Source organism: Salirhabdus sp. Marseille-P4669 (assembly GCF_900240405.1).
Classification (GTDB): domain Bacteria; phylum Bacillota; class Bacilli; order Bacillales; family Alkalibacillaceae; genus OEQK01.
On the sequence record NZ_OEQK01000001.1, the window covers coordinates 15,651 to 32,896 of the forward strand.

The 17,246-nt window shown below is 37.3% G+C and carries 13 protein-coding genes, 2 tRNA genes and 2 other annotated features; of the genes, 5 read left to right on the top strand and 10 right to left on the bottom strand.

The features are described from left to right. Together ptsG and C1A05_RS00095 are read left to right on the top strand one after the other, a co-directional pair. Positions 1-1,953 carry a glucose-specific PTS transporter subunit IIBC gene (ptsG, locus tag C1A05_RS00090; protein WP_102026142.1) on the top strand — a complete coding sequence of 651 codons (1,953 nt, stop codon included), beginning with the start codon at positions 1-3 and terminating at the stop codon, positions 1,951-1,953. 18 nt (positions 1,954-1,971) lie between these two features. Further along, positions 1,972-2,238: a phosphocarrier protein HPr gene (locus C1A05_RS00095; protein ID WP_102026143.1), complete on the top strand. Its 267-nt coding sequence runs from the start codon at positions 1,972-1,974 to the stop codon at positions 2,236-2,238. Between the two features lie 36 nt (positions 2,239-2,274). Here C1A05_RS00095 and C1A05_RS00100 read toward each other — a convergent pair. Together C1A05_RS00100 and proI are read right to left on the bottom strand one after the other, a co-directional pair. Continuing rightward, positions 2,275-2,347, bottom strand: a tRNA-Arg gene (locus C1A05_RS00100). A gap of 57 nt (positions 2,348-2,404) precedes the next feature. After that, the gene (gene proI, locus C1A05_RS00105; protein ID WP_102026144.1) at positions 2,405-3,223 is read right to left on the bottom strand and encodes a pyrroline-5-carboxylate reductase ProI; all 819 of its coding nucleotides are present in this window, start codon (positions 3,221-3,223) and stop codon (positions 2,405-2,407) included. A 54-nt stretch (positions 3,224-3,277) separates the two neighbouring features. Next, positions 3,278-3,495: a binding site (T-box leader), on the bottom strand. A gap of 236 nt (positions 3,496-3,731) precedes the next feature. Here proI and C1A05_RS00110 point away from each other — a divergent pair. Together C1A05_RS00110 and C1A05_RS00115 are read left to right on the top strand one after the other, a co-directional pair. Beyond that, on the top strand, positions 3,732-4,376 hold the full coding sequence (locus C1A05_RS00110; RefSeq protein WP_102026692.1) for a deoxynucleoside kinase: 645 nt from the start codon (positions 3,732-3,734) through the stop codon (positions 4,374-4,376). Beyond that, on the top strand, positions 4,373-5,044 hold the full coding sequence (locus tag C1A05_RS00115) for a deoxynucleoside kinase (RefSeq protein WP_102026145.1): 672 nt from the start codon (positions 4,373-4,375) through the stop codon (positions 5,042-5,044). The genes C1A05_RS00110 and C1A05_RS00115 overlap by 4 nt, the downstream gene beginning before the upstream one ends. A gap of 233 nt (positions 5,045-5,277) precedes the next feature. Here the strand turns inward: C1A05_RS00115 and C1A05_RS00120 are convergent. The 5 genes from C1A05_RS00120 to C1A05_RS00140 form a co-directional block, all read right to left on the bottom strand. After that, positions 5,278-5,370, bottom strand: a tRNA-Ser gene (locus C1A05_RS00120). Between the two features lie 155 nt (positions 5,371-5,525). Further along, positions 5,526-6,809, bottom strand: coding sequence for a serine--tRNA ligase (gene serS / locus C1A05_RS00125; protein ID WP_102026146.1), 1,284 nt, complete (start codon positions 6,807-6,809; stop codon positions 5,526-5,528). A 78-nt stretch (positions 6,810-6,887) separates the two neighbouring features. Then, positions 6,888-7,111 (bottom strand) — a binding site (T-box leader). A gap of 31 nt (positions 7,112-7,142) precedes the next feature. Continuing rightward, positions 7,143-7,733: a pyridoxal 5'-phosphate synthase glutaminase subunit PdxT gene (gene pdxT / locus C1A05_RS00130; RefSeq protein ID WP_102026147.1), complete on the bottom strand. Its 591-nt coding sequence runs from the start codon at positions 7,731-7,733 to the stop codon at positions 7,143-7,145. A 61-nt stretch (positions 7,734-7,794) separates the two neighbouring features. Further along, positions 7,795-8,679 carry a pyridoxal 5'-phosphate synthase lyase subunit PdxS gene (gene pdxS / locus C1A05_RS00135; RefSeq protein WP_102026148.1) on the bottom strand — a complete coding sequence of 295 codons (885 nt, stop codon included), beginning with the start codon at positions 8,677-8,679 and terminating at the stop codon, positions 7,795-7,797. 140 nt (positions 8,680-8,819) lie between these two features. After that, complete coding sequence (locus tag C1A05_RS00140) at positions 8,820-10,160, bottom strand: D-alanyl-D-alanine carboxypeptidase family protein (RefSeq protein ID WP_102026149.1); 1,341 nt, start codon at positions 10,158-10,160, stop codon at positions 8,820-8,822. Between the two features lie 211 nt (positions 10,161-10,371). Here C1A05_RS00140 and C1A05_RS00145 point away from each other — a divergent pair, with 211 nt between their 5' ends. Continuing rightward, positions 10,372-11,343, top strand: coding sequence for a YaaC family protein (locus C1A05_RS00145; RefSeq protein ID WP_102026150.1), 972 nt, complete (start codon positions 10,372-10,374; stop codon positions 11,341-11,343). A gap of 6 nt (positions 11,344-11,349) precedes the next feature. Here the strand turns inward: C1A05_RS00145 and C1A05_RS00150 are convergent, their stop codons facing one another. The 3 genes from C1A05_RS00150 to gyrB form a co-directional block, all read right to left on the bottom strand. Beyond that, complete coding sequence (locus C1A05_RS00150; RefSeq protein ID WP_102026151.1) at positions 11,350-12,438, bottom strand: HD-GYP domain-containing protein; 1,089 nt, start codon at positions 12,436-12,438, stop codon at positions 11,350-11,352. 128 nt (positions 12,439-12,566) lie between these two features. Then, positions 12,567-15,137, bottom strand: coding sequence for a DNA gyrase subunit A (gene gyrA, locus C1A05_RS00155; protein ID WP_102026152.1), 2,571 nt, complete (start codon positions 15,135-15,137; stop codon positions 12,567-12,569). 91 nt (positions 15,138-15,228) lie between these two features. Next, positions 15,229-17,154: a DNA topoisomerase (ATP-hydrolyzing) subunit B gene (gyrB, locus tag C1A05_RS00160; RefSeq protein ID WP_373419453.1), complete on the bottom strand. Its 1,926-nt coding sequence runs from the start codon at positions 17,152-17,154 to the stop codon at positions 15,229-15,231. Positions 17,155-17,246 lie beyond the last annotated feature (92 nt).

The window sequence follows — 17,246 nt, forward strand, 5'->3', positions numbered from 1 at the left end:
ATGTTTAAAAAGGCATTTGGCCTCTTGCAGCGAGTTGGACGAGCACTCATGCTTCCAGTATCCGTTTTACCTGCTGCAGGAATATTACTTGGAATTGGACATGAAAATGTTTTAGATATACCAGTTATGGCCCAAGCAGGTGGCATTATATTTGATAATTTACCATTGCTCTTTGCAATAGGAGTTGCCATTGGACTGGCAGATGGTGATGGTGTTGCAGGGCTAGCAGCTGTAATCGGATTTCTTGTGATGAATGTAACATTAGGCATTATGGCGGAATCCTTTGGAGCTGATACGGTCGAATTATTAGGTATTACAACCTTACAAATGGGTGTATTCGGTGGAATTATTATGGGGATTGTAGCCGCAGCGTTATATCGACGCTTTTATAATATCCAGCTTCCTCCGTTTTTAGGCTTTTTTGCAGGAAAACGATTCGTACCTATTATTACTGCCGCAACTGCGGTTTTATTAGGGCTGTTATTTGTCTTTATTTGGCCACCGATTCAAAATGTTATTGATTGGTTCAGTGTTCTTGCAACAGAAACGGGAACTACAATCGCGGCATTTATCTTTGGCTTTGGACAAAGGGCCCTTATTCCATTTGGTTTACACCATATTTTTTATCAACCATTCTGGTATGAGTTCGGTACCTTTGTTACAGATGCAGGAGAAGTAGTAAAAGGAGATATGACTAGATACTTTGCTGGCGACCCATCTGCAGGTACCTTTATGGCTGGTTTATTCCCTTTTATGCTCTTTGGTTTACCTGCTGCTGCACTTGCAATTTATCAAGAAGCAAAGCCGGAAAACAAAGCAAAAGTAGCGGGGATTATGGGCTCAGCAGCACTTACATCCTTTTTAACTGGCATAACGGAACCAATTGAATTTTCCTTCTTGTTTGTTGCACCTATTTTATTTTTAATTCACTGTGTGTTTGCAGGTTTTTCTTTTGTAGCAATGGACTTACTCAATGTAAAGGCTGGTTTTACCTTTTCCGGCGGGGCAATTGACTACGTTCTATACTGGGGACTTTCTACCAATGCATGGATGGTAATTCCAGTAGGACTTGTCTTTGCAGTTCTGTATTATTTCGGCTTCCGGTTTGCAATTCGGAAATTTAATTTAGCTACACCAGGTCGAGAAGAGGATGAAATATTAGATACAGATAAAGGAAAGGGAGAAAGTACGGGAGATGATCTACCTTATGAAATATTAGAAAGCTTAGGTGGAGAAGATAATATTACCCATTTAGATGCATGTATTACGAGGCTACGTGTCTCGGTAAAAGATAAGGGGGAAGTAGATAAAAGCCGTTTAAAACATCTAGGAGCATCAGGGGTTATGGAGGTAGGAAACAATGTACAAGCTGTTTTTGGTCCTAGATCCGATTCCATTAAAGGGCAGATTCAAGATATTATTAGTGGGAAATCACCACGACCGGCTGCCAAAAAGGAAGTAGAGGACCCGATAAAGGATGTAGATGAAAACGCAGAGTTTAACTTAGTAAGTCCGATTAAAGGAAACATACTACCAATAACCGATGTACCTGATCAAGTGTTTTCTGGGAAAATGATGGGAGACGGCTTTGCGATTGAACCTATTGATAACCTCGTTGTGTCACCCGTTGATGGAAAGATAGTGAATGTGTTCCCAACAAAGCATGCAATCGGATTGGAATCAAAATCTGGTAGAGAAATTTTAATCCATTTTGGTATCGATACCGTTAAATTAAAAGGCGAAGGATTTGAAACATTTGTCAAGGAAGGTGATGAAGTTAAGCTTGGTCAAAAGCTGTTGAAGGTGGATTTGAACGTTATTAAAGAAAAAGTACCATCTATTATTACACCTATTGTATTTACGAATTTACAGGCAAATGAATCGGTGAAAATTATAAAACAAGGTACTGTTACACAAGGAGAAGAAAATATTATTTCCATTGTAAGAGAATAAGAAAGGAAGGATACAAACATGGCTAAGCAAACCATTCAAATTACCGCACCTGAAGGCATTCACGCGAGACCTGCAACACTACTCGTTCAAACAGCAGGTAAATACGAATCCACTATTAGTATGGAATACAACGGTAAAAATGTGAACTTAAAATCGATTATGGGAATTATGTCATTAGGAATACCAACAGGTGCTACGGTGGAAATCATTGCAGAAGGATCTGATGAAGAAGAAGCTTTAAAGGGAATTGTAGAAGTTATTCGAAAAGAAGGATTTGGTGAGTAAAACAAGCGTGAGGCAATTGTCTCACGCTTGTTTTTATGGCCCCGAGAGGATTCGAACCTCCGACGCATGGTTTAGGAAACCAACGCTCTATCCCCTGAGCTACGGGGCCGCTTATTCAAACATTATTCATTATACAAAAAGATAAGGAAATTGAAAAGAGCACTGCTTATTCATATAACCTACCAAGCTCAATAGAACGCTCTCTTGCACTTTTGATGCATTCGATTAATGCCTCCTGATAATTATACTTTTGCAATGTTTCCAATCCTGCTTGTGTAGTGCCCCCTGGACTTGTAATTTTTTTGCGTAAAACAGAGGGGTGATCCTTTGATGTTTTTAACATTTCTGCTGCTCCAACTAATGTTTGAACAATCAATTCTTTCGAAACAGTTGGATTTAAGCCTGCGTCCCTTGCTGCATGTTCCATCGCTTCTACCAGGTAGTAAATATATGCTGGACCACTTCCTGATAATCCTGTTACGGTGTGTAAATCTTCTTCCTCCACAATCGTGGTTGTTCCAATTGTCCGGAATAATGTTTTTACAACGTCCATATGTTGCTCCTTTGCATATTTCCCCGCTGCAATAGCAGTTGCTGAAAAGCCAATGGCGGCAGACGTGTTTGGAATAGCTCGCACAACTGGTACTGTTAAATCCAGTTCCCTTTCAATAAGGCTAGAGGAGATTCCAGCAAGTACTGATACCATTAACTGATTAGCATTTACATATGGTTTAATCGAATGAAGGGCCTCAATGGCGTCCTTCGGTTTCATCGAAAGAATAATAACATCGGCATTTTCGATGACTTCCTGTTTATTATTTGTACAGTGCACTCCGAATCGATTACGTAAATTCTTTAACGTTTCCTGATTTTCTTTATTCGTAACATAAATTTGCTCTGGTTTGACATATTCTTTATGGACGATACCACCAATTATTGCCTCTGCCATAGACCCAGCACCAATAAAGGCTAATTTCACACTCATACATTATTCCTCCTACCTTTATTTTCCCATAAAAAGACCCATTTCTGTCCTCTTATCAAGGACGGAAATGGGTTTTTCCGCGGTACCACCTTTATTGACACAAGAAACTTATGTCCTCTTCATTACTGATAACGTTTGTTAAACGATCAGGTTATTCGCCTGATAGCTCCCAGGTAGGTTTCCATAACCTCTTGATGATGGGATCTTTCAGCCGGTGAATCCCACTCTCTTTCATCCGATTTGTTACGTACTCGCCTGTTCTTCACTAATCACTATTTTTTTAGTATTATGCAAGTTAATTTTGAATATGTCAATTATTATTATCGGAAAATTTAAATTTATTTATATTGCTGTATTACACAATTTGACACCTTTTACATATTTCGAAACAAATTTGATTATGTTAAAATTAAACTTGTCTATTTTTCGCACAATTCGTCAATTTTTAATAGAAAAAGATATAGATATAGTATGGTACGTTTTTCTTAAAGGGGGAAAAGTAAAGCAAATGGACAAAATTCCTTTTATTGCGGTAGAGGGACCTATTGGTGTAGGAAAAACCTCTTTGTCTAAAAAAATTAATGAACATTTTAACTTTCATCTTTTGAAGGAAATTGTAGAAGAAAACCCCTTCTTAGGTAAGTTTTATGATGACATTGATGAGTGGAGTTTTCAAACGGAAATGTTTTTCCTTTGCAATCGCTATAAGCAGCTTGAAGATATAAATGAGAAATTTTTAAAAGTAGGAAAGCCTGTTGTTTCCGATTATCATATTTCCAAAAATATGATCTTTGCGAAGCGGACTTTAAAGGATTCCCAGTTTCAAAAATATAGCGAGATATTTGATATTCTAACTGCAGATATGCCAATGCCAAATGTGATGGTTTATTTGCATGCAAGCTTAGATACATTGTTAGAACGCATTGAAAAACGTGGACGTGAAATTGAACAAAACATTCAAGCATCCTACTTACAGCAATTATCCGATGATTATGAAGCGTTTATGAATGAATTTGAAGAGAAGTATCCAAACATACCTCTAATTCGTTTAAACGGCGATGATCTTGACTTTGTTCAAAATGAAAATGATTTAACTAATATTTTAACTCTAATTGAAAAGTCATTACGAGAGACGGAGGTATTTTCTTCATGAGAAATAAATATGGTATTCCAAACGATGCAGTAATTACAATTGCTGGAACAGTTGGTGTTGGTAAATCGACAATGACTAAGTCGTTGGCCAATGCTTTAAATTTTAAAACATCCTTTGAAAAGGTAGATACAAATCCGTACTTAGATAAATTTTATAAGGATTTTGAGCGCTGGAGCTTTCATTTACAAGTATACTTTTTAGGGGAACGCTTCAAAGAACAAAAGCAAATTTTTGAATATGGTGGAGGATTTGTTCAAGATCGTTCCATTTATGAAGATACAGGTATTTTTGCAAAAATGCATTATGAAAAAGGAACAATGTCTAAAACAGATTATGAAACATACACAAATCTCTTCGAAGCAATGGTGATGACACCATACTTCCCACATCCAGACCTATTAATTTATTTGGAAGGATCTTTCGAGGACATTTTAGACCGTATCCGTCTACGAGGGCGTCCAATGGAGCAGGAAACACCAGTAGAGTATTGGAAGGAAATGTACGACCGTTATCAAAATTGGATTAACAACTTCAATGCATGTCCTGTAATGCGCATTAATATTGCGGATTATGATATTGTCAACGACAATACATCCATTGAGCCAATTCTAGAGCGTGTTAGTCATTTTATTAGCCAAACAAGAAAGTTAACAACTTCACATATGTAAAGAGCTTTTTAGTCAAAGAAATAATCCGAACTAATATACGAACCCTTTCTTAGGTATACGTATTCGTTCGGATTTTTTTGTTTCTTGTAAATAAATTGGATACGGGACTGCATAAATACTCTCCGTCTACATCCTTATCAAGCATGAAGCCTATATAAAAAAATAAAGATCGTTACTCGTAGCAGTAACGATCTTTTTATTCCGTTATATCTCCAATATTATACGCATATATATGGCGGAGGAAGAGGGATTCGAACCCCCGCGGGCTTTGACACCCCTGTCGGTTTTCAAGACCGATCCCTTCAGCCAGACTTGGGTATTCCTCCAATTGACACTTAAATAATATAGCACATTCCAAATGCTTGTGCAACCTAATTGATTTATGTTTTTATTTTCTTACTTTTTAATCATTTTATATCTATAGAATAGGGATATTAGGCACTTGCATCCCTAATTCAACAAGTGCCTATACTCTTCTTTATTACTTCGGCCCAATTACTTCCTTGTTCCCCATATACGGACGCAACACCTTTGGAATCACTACTGTTCCATCCTCCTGCTGGTAATTTTCTAAAATAGCAGCAACGGTACGTCCAATTGCAAGTCCAGAGCCATTTAATGTGTGTACATATTCTGGTTTTGCATTTGGTTCACGACGGAAGCGGATTTTTGCACGTCTTGCTTGGAAGTCTTCAAAGTTAGAGCAAGAAGAAATCTCACGATAATTATCAGAGCTTGGTAACCAAACCTCTAGATCATATTTTTTAGCGGCAGTGAAGCCTAAATCACCAGTACAAATACTCACAACACGATATGGTAATTCAAGTAGCTGTAATACCTTTTCGGCATGTCCGGTTAATTGCTCTAAAACATCATAGGATTCTTCTGGCCTTACTAATTGTACAAGCTCAATTTTATGGAATTGATGCTGACGGACTAAACCTCTTGTATCACGACCTGCACTACCCGCTTCAGATCGGAAGTTAGCACTAAAGGCTGCAAATTTTACTGGTAGCTCTTCAGTAGATAAAATTTCTCCACGATGGTAATTCGTAATTGGTACTTCTGCTGTTGGAATTAAGTAATAATTGCTCCACTCATCAATTTTAAATAAATCTTCTTCAAATTTAGGTAATTGACCAGTTCCGATTAAGCTATCGCGATTTACAATATATGGTGGGATTGCTTCTTGGTATCCATGTTCATCAGAGTGCAAGTCCATCATAAAGTTCATTAGAGCCCGCTCTAATCGAGCACCTAAGCCTTTATAAAAGACGAAACGACTACCAGTAACTTTCCCTGCCCGTTCAAAGTCTAGCAATTCTAAATCTGCTGCGATATCCCAATGGGCCTTAGCATCAAAGCCAAACTCTCGAACCTCTCCCCACTTACGAATTTCCTTATTATCATCCTCACTTTCTCCAACTGGAACACTTTCATGTGGGATGTTCGGGATTGAAAGAAGTAAGGTATCAAGGTTTTCTTCAATATTCTTTAATTCATTATCCAACGTTTTGATTTTATCGCCAACGTCACGCATTTCTTTAATTAATTCATCTGCATCCTTTTTCTCTTTCTTTAACACAGAGATTTGTTTGGAAACTTCATTTCGCTTTGCTTTTAATTCTTCACTCTCTGTAATCAGCTCACGACGCCTTTTATCCCACTCTCCAAACTTATCAAGGTCTGTTAAATCCTCTCCACGATGTTGTAGCTTTTGTTTTACTTCTTCATAATTTTCACGTAAAAACTTCATGTCTAGCATGATGAATTCCTCCTTAGTCCGTCTTTTTCTTCAGTAATTGAAAAATTAAAACATACAAAAAAGCCCCCATCCCTAATAAAAAGGGACGAGAGCTATATAATTTCCCGCGATACCACCCTAATTGTAGATCAAAACAATCTACCAGCTTGGTTACATGTAACGGTGCTTAACCGGAAATTGCCTACTATGACTTCAGCAACTCAGCTCAAGGATGGATTCACAATTCTCTTTCATCGGTTTGCACCAACCACCGACTCTCTATCGAAAGAAAAACTGTTACTAGTTCCTCTCATTGCTTTCATTCTTTAATTGTTTATTAATATACCCTTTTTTTCAAAAGGATGCAAGTTCTTTCGAAGCTTCTTTTACCATATTTACAAAATATTGGGCTAGTCGGTTATCACTTGTTAATTCAGGGTGAAAAGCACATGCTAAGTATTGACCTTGTCTTGCTGCAACAATTTTTTCGTTATAAGTAGCTAACACCTCTACATCGGGTGCAACCTCCAATATATATGGTGCCCGAATAAAGACTGCATTAAAATCCTCTGCTACGCCTTTTATTGGTAAAGCTGCTTCAAAGCTTTCCTTTTGACGCCCAAACGCATTTCGTTCTGCCTTTATATCCATTAGCTCTAGGTGAGCATGCTCTTGACCATTAATTTCTTTTGCTAACAATATTAATCCTGCACAAGTACCGAATATCGGTTTACCTGCATCGCCAAACGCTCTTAATGCATCTAAAAAGTCATAGCGGTCGATTAAACGTCGCATTGTTGTACTTTCCCCACCAGGGAGAATAAGACCATCTATATCATCTAATTGCTCTTTTCGTTTTACAATAACCGTTTCCACGCCACAGGATTCGATGGAACGGACATGTTCTCGAATAGCTCCTTGTAAGCCTAATACGCCTATTTTCATCTTGTTCACCTCCTAAATTCGACAGGTGCCTGGCACTCCAACCAAACTGCACGCTCTCTTTTTATTTACTGCGATCCTGCATTCGTTCATTAGGAGATAGAGTGGACATTTCAATTCCCTTCATAGGTGTGCCCAATCCTTTTGATAGTTCACCAATTAATGTGTAGTCTTGATAATGTGTCGTTGCTTCCACAATAGAACGAGCGAACTTTTCAGGGTTTTCCGATTTAAATATACCAGAGCCAACGAATACACCGTCTGCTCCCAATTCCATCATTAACGCAGCATCTGCTGGAGTTGCAATTCCACCTGCAGCAAAGTTTACAACAGGAAGACGTCCTTCCTCCTTAATTTGCGCAAGCAATTCATAAGGTGCTCCAATTTCTTTTGCATATACCATTAATTCATCATAGGACAAGCTTGAAACTTCACGAATTTGAGCTTGTACTTGTCGCATATGACGAACCGCTTCCACAATGTTTCCAGTACCAGGCTCACCTTTTGTACGAAGCATCGATGCACCTTCACCTATACGACGAACCGCTTCCCCTAAATCACGGCATCCACAAACAAATGGAACAGTGAAATCACGCTTATTCATATGAAAACGATCATCAGCAGGAGTTAGTACTTCACTTTCGTCTATATAATCTACACCCATTGCCTCCAGTACTCTAGCTTCGACAATGTGGCCAATACGAGCCTTTGCCATTACTGGAATAGAGACGGCATTCATAACTTCCTCAACAATCGTTGGATCAGCCATACGAGCTACTCCACCAGCAGCACGAATATCAGAAGGGACTCTCTCAAGTGCCATTACTGCTACAGCGCCTGCTTGTTCTGCAATTTTGGCTTGTTCTGCATTAACAACGTCCATAATAACGCCGCCTTTCTGCATTTCAGCCATACCTCTTTTTACTACATCTGTACCAATTTTCTCCACTGTAATTCCCCCCTAGTGTTTGAAGTGTAAGCCCCGAATGGAGCTAAACCATCTTCTTTATAAAAAATAGCAATATAGAATCATACCTATATTGCTATTTTACCTCAATTTTTTCTAAATTCCTACCATTCCAATTGGCTTTAGAATAATCCTTTAAACCAACCAACAACGGAAGTAAATAAGTCTACAAAGAAATCGCCAATCGCTCTAAAGATTAATGTAAACCAATTTGCTTTTTCTACATCATCTTGAACGACTAGCTCAACTGATGCTTGGTCTGCAAATTGCTCATCAATATAGCCATATTGATCACCGCTATATTCATATGTTAACGTACCTACTACGTCTCCTTTTTTCAATGGTGCTGTTAGTTCCCCATCTTTATTTAATAGTGAATCATCAATTTTGTAAGAAGGGGTAAATGTAATTTCTTCACCTTTAGGTACAACAGAAGTAATAGCCTCATTTGTTGCTACAGCTACTTCTTTTTCTTTCCCTTTATTTACTGGAATAGTTTTTAAGTCTTCTACTTGATATCCAGCAGGGAAGATTTCTTTTTGTTCGAATTGATTAAATCCATATTCGAGAAGCTTTCTCGTTTCCTCAAAACGAGCATCTTCACTATCTGTTTTCATAACAACAGAAATAAGTCTACGTCCGTTTTGCTCTGCTGTTCCAGTAAAACAGTAACCAGCCATATCTGTATAACCTGTCTTAAGTCCGTCCATTCCCTCAAAGCCATGTCTTTCATATCCAGGTAACATTTCATTCCAGTTATCGGAGGTTTGCCCTTCCATTTCATAAGACTCCAAGCTGGAATATTCTAGTGCAAGCGGAGATCCGTCCTCTGTACTAAAATCATTAATTAAATGAAAGGCAAGCAATGCAGCTGATTTAGCGGATAAATAATTATCGGCATCAGCACTGGTGCTTGGTGGATGATTCCCACCTAAATCACTATTTGCAAGTCCAGTAGAGTTTACAAACTGTGCATCAGGTAACCCTAATTCCTGTGCTTTTTCATTCATCATCTTAACAAAGTTATCTTCACTACCTGCAACTAACTCAGCAAGTGCTACAGAAGTTGCATTATCAGAATTAACAGCCATAGCTGAATATAATTGTTCTACTGTATAATCTCGGTCTTGTCTTAAAAAATAACCAGAGAATCCAGAATTAGCTGATAAAGAATAAGCATAATCACTTAGACGTGTTGTATCTGTCCAAGAAATAACACCCTCTTCAATTGCCTCTAGAACCAAGTATTCTGTCATCATTTTCGTCATACTGGCTGGAGGTAAAGCTAAGTCCGCTTCTTTTTCATATAAAATTTTCCCTGTATTGGCATCAACTAAGATAGCTGATTTCGCCTCTATTTGTACTTCAGCTGCACTTATTGTAATGGGACTTGGGATCATAGACATAAATGTTATGAAAAATGCAGCTAATGCAATAAACATCGTTTGTATCGACTTTTTCATTCTTTTTAGAACCTCCAACAAGTTTTGTGTTTTTTTGTTTTGTTTTTTACCTTGCAATTTTATCACAGGTCTATTAAAAAAAATAGGCGAATTCTACCTCGTTTTAGTACTAGCATTTGTTTCGTTTCCCATGTTTATTTATCGATTGATTAAGCCTTATTCGGGAATACTATAAAAGTACGACCTGATTTTACTATTTAAGGGGATTTCTATGAATCATAATAATATAGCCACGTTCTTTGACCAACTAAAGTCTATCCCTTTTGTGCAAAACTATTTATTGAACTGCTATCAACAGCAAAAAATAACGGACTATGACCGCTTAAGCTATCAAAATGCAGAGCAATTTATATATTATATCGAACATGCAGAGGTATATTTTGAACAATCCAAACTAGCACCGATTAGTATTAAGCCTGTTTTATTGTTTTATGGCATGAACCAGTTAATTAAAGCATGCTTGCTAACGAAAAGACCACATTATCCAGAAAATACAAAGCTTTTGGCGCATGGGGTGTCCACAAGAAAACGTAAAAAACAATCCTATCGTTTTTTACAGGATGAAATTAAAATACAGCAATATGGACTTTTTCCTTATTTTTCAAACCATTTATTTCATATCGGCCAATTTCCTACCGATAAATTTTCAATGGACTCTCTTCTCATTCGAATACCAGAATTGAGACAGCTATTTTCCTTTCAAAATAGAAACGTTCAAATAGAGGTCGGTTCCGATGTCGACGTAAAAATGAGAGTACCGTTACAACTCTTAATAAAATGGCATATGACGGAAGGACGCTTTATCGAAAAGCTTAAGCAATCCGTTCCTGCTATTAAAACAACCTATACAAAAGAGCCCTATTTAGTTATTGAATTGGAGCAGCCTCTGAAACCGTTTGAAAGTAACCTAATTACAAGCCATTCACATAACAATCAGTATTATTTATGCACATATAAACAAGCATTTTTCCCCTTACACGAAGCTATGATTCATTATTTAATTCTCTATAACTTAAGTATGATCTGCCGGTATGAAACAGAATGGTGGGGGGATTTATTGCACACGTATGCAAGTGATGATTATGCATATATTGTACAATTTTTAAAAATAGCAGAATATAAAACACCAATGCTACTTGGAAGCTATTTAATCAAGCAATGGGAAGCAAACAAGGATGGTTGACATTAATTAGTCAACCCCATATAAAATTTGCTCTATATATACTTCTTTGTTATCTTTTAAAACAATTATGGAATCATTCTCACTTAAACGTACGATTGGTCTCGTTAAATTTTTTTCATCGACATATACGATTTCACCGATATTGCCATTTGATAGCTTCACCTTTGTACCTACTGAAAAGCTTGAAAGGCTCCTTGCTAATGTATGGATTACTTCCATGTCAAGCTTGCCAAAGGAATCTGTTAGCAATTCTTCTAACACTTGATAAGGTGAGCGCTTTTCTCGATAAGTTCGATCAGAAGTCATTGCAATAAAAGCTTCACTTACAGCAATAATTTTAGAGTACTGATGAATTTTATCTGCCTTAAGACCAAAGGGATATCCACTTCCATCTAGTCTTTCATGATGCTGTAATACAGCTATTTTGGCCTCATATTTTAACATTGAAATAGATTCAATCATGCGATAGGAATGAATTGGATGTTTTTTTATTTCGTTGTATTCATCCTCTGTAAAAGCACCCTTTTTAAAAATTACATCCTCTTCTATATTTGCTAAACCACAATTACTTAAATAAGCAGCTAGTGCTATTTGAATTTGATCCCCTTGAGAAAAGTTCATTTTCTTTGCAATAATCTCTGAAACAATGGCTATATCGATAGATTGATGGAAAGGATAATCCTCTACCTTTACATACCGATGGAGCTGAAAAATGATTTCAGGCATATGCTCTGATTCTTTTAATAAAGGTAAAAGGTACTCGCGAATCTCAAAAATATTTAATGGGACTCGATTTCGTAAACGATCAAATAATTTCTTCGTTTTATCAATACAATCGTTATAAAGCGTTAAAAAATGTTGCATTTTCCCAATCGTGTCGTTTTCTTGCTCTTCTGATACGGCATTTGGGTCAAAGACTTCACCTGTCGCCAGTTTAGGAGCAACATCAACTTCTTTAATTTGAAATTGGTTTAATACTTTTATATGGATTGGTTGAATAACGGTTTCCTTTGGAACAATAGGATGAATGGTTTTTCCCATCACGTCACTTAAGAGCAAACATCCTGTCTTTAATTGTTTTGGATGAACAAGCATAAATACTCCCCCTGTATATATGGCCAGTTGATTAAACAAAGCATAAGCTATATCTCTAACAAAAGGAGGACGAAACAAACTAATGTTGCGTCCTCCTAACAAGTAAGACGATAAACAAACCTTATCGGTTACTCTTCATCAGCTTCCTCAGCCTGTTTATTTTCATCTTCCTCAAGCGTAGTTTGTTCTTCTTGTTCTACTACTTCTGTATTTGATTCTTGTTCCGTTGCATTCTCTAAATCTTCCTCGGTAGTGTCATCATCTTCTTCTTTTTCTATTCGAGTAACCGTTGCTACCTCTTCATCTCCATCTAGCTTAATTAACTTAACACCTTGTGTGTTACGGCCAGTTTCCGAAATACTTTCAACAGGCATTCGAATTAATACACCACTTTCTGTAATGATCATTAAATCTTCATCACCTGTTACTGCTTTTACTGCGACAACCGTACCATTTTTGTCTGTTAAGTTAACCGTGAAGATACCTTTCCCACCACGATTGGTCGTACGATATTCTGTCGCATTGGTTCTCTTACCATAACCCTTGCTTGTTACCGTTAAGACTTGAATATCATCTTCAAGAATTTCCATTGAAACTACTTTATCTGTTTCATCTCTTAGTGTAATCCCTTTAACACCAGAAGCAGTACGACCCATTGTTCTTACATCCTGCTCATCAAAACGAATTAAATAACCTTGTTTTGTTCCCATCATAATTTGCTTTTTACCATCTGTTAAGCGTACAGAAATTAACTCATCTTCTTCTCTTAGGTTAATTGCACGTAAACCACCTTTTCTAATATTAGCAAAGGAACTTAGTGCTGTTCGTTTCACAATTCCATGCTTTGTAGCAAAGAATAAATACCAGTCTTCCACATACTCATGAACGGTAATAACAGCGTTGATCCACTCGTCTTTTTCAATCTCTAATAAGTTAACAATTGGTAATCCCTTCGCAGTACGACCATACTCAGGTATTTCATAACCTTTTGTTTTGTATACTTTCCCTTTATTTGAGAAAAATAAGACTGTATCATGAGTAGAAGTAGATAGTAAATGCTCCACAAAATCATCTTCGTTCGTTCCCATACCTTGTACGCCTCGTCCACCACGCCGTTGCGTTTTATAAGTAGTGGCTGGCAATCGTTTGATATAGCCTTTATGCGTTAAGGTAATAATGATTTTTTCCTCTGGAATTAAATCCTCATCCTCAAAGAAATCCGTTTGTCCAATAACAATTTCTGTTCTTCTTTTGTCATTAAACTTTTCTTTAATTTCGATTAACTCTTCTCGAATGATTTCTAGAACTTTTTCTTCGTCCGCTAAAACGGCTTTTAACTCTGCTATTAGCTTCATTAGTTGTTGATATTCTTCTTCGATTTTGTCACGCTCTAAACCAGTTAAACGTTGCAAACGCATATCCAAAATAGCCTGTGCTTGTTTCTCTGATAGCTGGAACTGAGTCATTAACCCTTCCCGAGCTTCATCCGTTGTTTTAGAGCCTCTAATTAAAGCAATAACCGCATCTATATTGTTTAATGCAATACGCAATCCTTCTAAAATGTGTGCACGAGCTTCTGCTTTTCTTAATTCATAAGCTGTTCTACGCTTAATAACAACCTTTTGATGATCTAAGTAATAAACAAGGGATTGTTTCAGGTTCAACACTTTTGGTTGACCATCATGGAGTGCTAGCATATTGATTCCGAAAGATGTTTGTAATGCTGTATGTTTGTATAAATTGTTTAACACAACATTTGGTGTTACATCTTTTCTTAATTCAATTACGACACGCATGCCTTCACGGTCCGATTCGTCACGTAAATCGGTAATACCCTCAATACGTTTATCTCGAACAAGCTCTGCAATTTTTTCAATAAGTCTTGCTTTGTTTACTTGATATGGTAGTTCCGTAACAATGATGGAAGACTTACCATTTTTATGTTCAATAATTTCTGCCTTCGCTCTAATTGTAAGTGAGCCTCTCCCTGTTTCAAAAGCTTTTCGAATACCACTTCGACCTAAAATTTGGCCACCAGTAGGGAAGTCTGGTCCATAAATATAATTTTCCATAAGCTCCTGAATCGTGATATCCGGGTCTTTACTGACAGCTAGTACAGCGTCAATCACTTCACCTAATTGATGAGGTGGAACATTCGTAGCCATCCCAACCGCAATACCTGAAGCACCATTTACTAATAAATTCGGAAAGCGTGCAGGTAAAACAGCTGGTTCTCTTTCTGAACCATCATAGTTATCTTGATAGTCAATTGTATCTTTATTGATATCACGAAGTAGCTCCATAGAAATTTTGGACATTCTTGCTTCTGTATAACGCATCGCTGCAGCTGAATCGCCATCTACAGAACCAAAGTTACCATGACCATCTACAAGCATATACCTGAAGTTAAAATCCTGTGCCATTCTTACCATTGCTTCATAAACTGCTGAATCACCGTGTGGGTGATACTTACCAATTACTTCCCCAACAATACGTGCTGATTTTTTATAAGCTTTATCAGAGTGCATGCCTAAGTCATGCATTGCATATAGAATTCTCCGGTGAACTGGCTTTAAACCGTCACGGACATCAGGAAGAGCACGTGAAACAATTACGCTCATCGCATAATCTAAAAAAGATGTTCGCATTTCCTGGCTTATATTTATTTCCTGAACCTGTGGACGTTGAAGATCCGCCATTGGTATTACCTCCTAAGAAGAAAAGCGTAGGCGACAGCCGTAGCTAGACATCTTCACATTTTTAATTTTTCACTTAAAATCCTAGCAATCATTAAATATCTAAGTTCTTCACATATTTTGCATTTTCTTGAATAAAGTCACGTCTTGGCTCTACTTTATCTCCCATTAACACTTCAAAAATTTCATCCGCATCAATTGCATCCTGTAATTGTACTTGCAGCATTGTTCTCGTTTCCGGATCCATTGTTGTTTCCCACAATTGAGTTGGATTCATTTCACCAAGACCTTTGTAACGTTGAATTCCTGGTTTTGGTGTAGGAGAGAGTTCAGCAAGCTTTATTTCAAGTTCCTTATCGTTGTATACATAATGCGCCGCTTTTCCTTGCTGGACCTTATATAATGGTGGCTGGGCGATATAAATATATCCATGCTCCACTAACGGTCTCATATAACGATAAAAGAATGTTAATAATAAGGTCCGAATATGAGCCCCATCTACATCGGCATCCGTCATAATAACAACCTTATGATAACGGGCCTTTTCGATATCAAAATCTTCTCCGATACCAGTTCCAAGTGCAGTAATAATGGAGCGAATTTCATTATTAGATAAAATACGATCTAATCTTGCCTTTTCAACATTTAAAATCTTACCGCGAAGTGGCAAAATTGCTTGGAAATGGCGATCTCGTCCTTGCTTTGCGGAACCACCTGCAGAGTCACCCTCTACGATATACAATTCACTAATTGTCGCATCCTTCGAAGAGCAATCCGCTAGCTTACCAGGTAGATTGGAAATTTCCAAAGCACCTTTTCTACGAGTAAGCTCACGTGCTTTTTTCGCTGCTACTCTCGCCCTGGATGCCATTAATCCTTTATCAACAATGATTTTACCTACAGTTGGATTTTCAAATAGAAATTGTGAAAACTTATCACTAAAAACAGAATCAGTAATAGCTCTTACTTCACTGTTTCCTAGTTTTGTTTTGGTTTGTCCTTCAAATTGTGGATCTGGGTGTTTAATCGATACAATAGCCGTCAAGCCTTCACGAACATCATCCCCAGTTAAATTAGGGTCACTTTCTTTAAATAGATTGTTCTTTCTTGCATAATCGTTAATAACCCTAGTTAGTGCCGTTTTAAAACCTGATTCATGCGTTCCACCTTCATAGGTGTGAATATTATTTGCAAAAGAGTATATATTACTTGCAAAGCCATCGTTATATTGAAGAGAGACTTCTACAGCAATATTATCCATTTCTCCTTCAGAATAGAATGGCTCATGTAATACTTCACGCTTTCGATTCAAATGCTCTACATAAGAGGAAATCCCACCTTCATAATGAAAAACTTGTGGTTCCTTTCCTTCCCGTTTGTCTTCAAGCGATAGAGAAATGCCTTTATTTAAGAAGGCTAATTCCCGAATACGTTGTACAAGCGTGTCGTAATTATAAACGATTGTTTCTGTAAATATTTCTGGATCTGGAACAAAGTGAATTCTTGTACCTGTAATATCTGTTTCACCAATAACCTCTAAATCAGCTGCTGGAACGCCTCGATTGAACTTTTGATAGTGGATTTTGCCATCACGGTGAACAAATACTTCAAGCTCAGTAGACAATGCATTTACTACCGATGCACCTACACCGTGTAATCCACCAGAAACTTTATATCCACCGCCGCCAAATTTACCACCAGCATGTAATACAGTTAAGATTACCTCTACTGCCGGACGGCCTTGTTTCTCATGGATACCTACTGGAATTCCACGCCCATTATCGATAACAGTAATACTGTTATCCTCCTCAATAATGACTTGGATTAGGTCACAATACCCTGCTAAAGCTTCATCGATACTATTATCGACAATTTCCCATACTAAATGGTGAAGGCCTTTTTCACTTGTAGATCCAATATACATACCAGGTCTTTTTCGTACAGCTTCTAATCCTTCTAACACTTGTATCTGATTTTCATCATATGCTTGTTGTTCTGTTACTTTTTCATCCATAGACATCGGTTTCACACCTTCGATTTAATTTAAATAGACAACAATATTTACGCTCTATTCGTAAATAGACAACTACCTAAAACATGAAATAATAGCTT